Annotated in this window: 3 protein-coding genes; 1 reads left to right on the top strand and 2 read right to left on the bottom strand. The window is 67.7% G+C overall.

Features of this window, described 5'->3' with window-relative positions:
* A partial coding sequence (locus ACFP9U_RS24950; RefSeq protein ID WP_378625569.1) for an ATP-binding cassette domain-containing protein occupies positions 1 to 400 on the bottom strand: 400 nt, incomplete at its 3' end.
* A gap of 2 nt (positions 401 to 402) precedes the next feature.
* Positions 403 to 1,095: an ABC transporter permease gene (locus tag ACFP9U_RS24945; RefSeq protein WP_378625567.1), complete on the bottom strand. Its 693-nt coding sequence runs from the start codon at positions 1,093 to 1,095 to the stop codon at positions 403 to 405.
* Between the two features lie 85 nt (positions 1,096 to 1,180).
* Between ACFP9U_RS24945 and ACFP9U_RS24940 the strand changes: the two genes are divergently transcribed.
* Positions 1,181 to 1,566 (top strand): helix-turn-helix domain-containing protein (locus ACFP9U_RS24940; RefSeq protein WP_378625566.1); only part of this gene is annotated, 386 nt, incomplete at its 3' end.

Genomic DNA, 1,566 nt, shown 5'->3' with positions numbered 1-1,566 from the left:
GCCGCGCGGGCCGTCCCGCGAGATCGAGGAGGCCCACGCGATCCAGCAGTTCTTCCGTGCGCGCGGCGCGGCGTTCTCGTGGACAGCCCGCCTGCGCCAGGCCATAGGCGATGTTCGCGGCAGCCGAGCGGCGCAGCATCACCGGCTCCTGAAACAGGAACGCGCGGCGCGTCGGGCGGGTTTCGCTGCGCCCTCCCCAACGCACGGTCCCCTCGGTAGGCGCGGTGAGCCCCATGCAGATTCGCAGGAGCGACGTCTTTCCGGAGCCGTTCGGGCCGACGACGAGGGTGGGCGCGCCGGAACCGAGGGTCAGGCTCACCCGGTCCAAGATAGCCGTCGCGCCGGCGCGCAACGACACCCGGTCGAGGACGAGAGGCAGGTCGCTGAGTGCGGCGCGCATCATCACCCCGCCCGTTGCTCGGACCACACGCGCACCCCCCAGGCGGCGGCATTGATGACGAGGATGAGGCCGATGAGGATGAGGCCGAGGCCCATGGCGAGCGGAAGGTTCCCCTTCGACGTCTCGAGAGCGATCGCCGTCGTCATGGTCCGCGTAAAACCTTCGATATTGCCGCCGACGATCATCACCGTGCCGACTTCCGCCGCCGCCCGGCCGAAGCCGGCCAGCATCGCGGTGATCAGGCTGAAGCGGCCGTCCCACAGCAGCGTCGCCACCCGGCCCGACGGCCCCACTCCCATGGCAGTGAGCTCGTCCCCATATTCGGTCCACAGGTCCTCGATGGTTTGCCGTGCCAGCGCGGCGACGATGGGAAGCACCAGAAGCGACTGGGCGATGATCATGGCGGTCGGCGTGAATAGGAGCCCCAGGGCGCCGAGCGGTCCTGAGCGCGACAGAAGCAGATAGACCGCGAGGCCGACCACGACAGGCGGCAGGCCCATGAACCCATTGAGCACGACGATGACCGCGTTGCGGCCGGGAAAGCGCGTCAGAGCCAGAATCGCGCCAAGCGGCAGGCCGACGAGCCCGGCGATGGCCGCGGCCGACAGGCTGACCATCAGCGACAGGCGCACGATCGCGAACAGCGTCGCATCACCGCTCGCAATAAGCTGCCACGCGCTCAAGCTTTCCTGCATGCGCACCTCCCGGCCGTCTTTTGCTGCAATTTTTCCGGAGGAGTCAAATATTTGAATTCAAGCTGAAATATGCATAGATATGCAGATGGATTTTCTGACCACCAGCGAAGCTGCGGAATATCTGCGCCTCGGCGAACGCAAGCTCTATGAGCTGGTCGCCGACAACGCCATCCCGTGCAGCAAGGTGACGGGCAAATGGCTGTTTCCGCGCCATGAGCTCGACCGCTGGGTGCTCTCCGGGCTCACGCGCCCTGAAGGCATGGTGCCGGCGGCACCCCCGCCGATCGTGGGAGGCAGCCAGGACGACCTGCTCGAATGGGCGTTACGCCAGTCCGGCTCCGGCCTCGCCTCTCTGACGGAAGGCACCGAGAGCGGTGTCGGCCGGCTGATGCGCGGCGAGGTCGCCGCCGCGGCCATCCATTTCCACGGCGAGGCGCTGGGCGCGGAGGCGAATATCGCCGCCGTGCGGGC

This window comes from Nitratireductor sp. GCM10026969 (assembly GCF_042660605.1).
Classification (GTDB): Bacteria; Pseudomonadota; Alphaproteobacteria; order Rhizobiales; family Rhizobiaceae; genus Chelativorans.
Note: the sequence above shows the minus strand (reverse complement) of the source record. Positions and strands in the feature narration are given on the sequence as shown.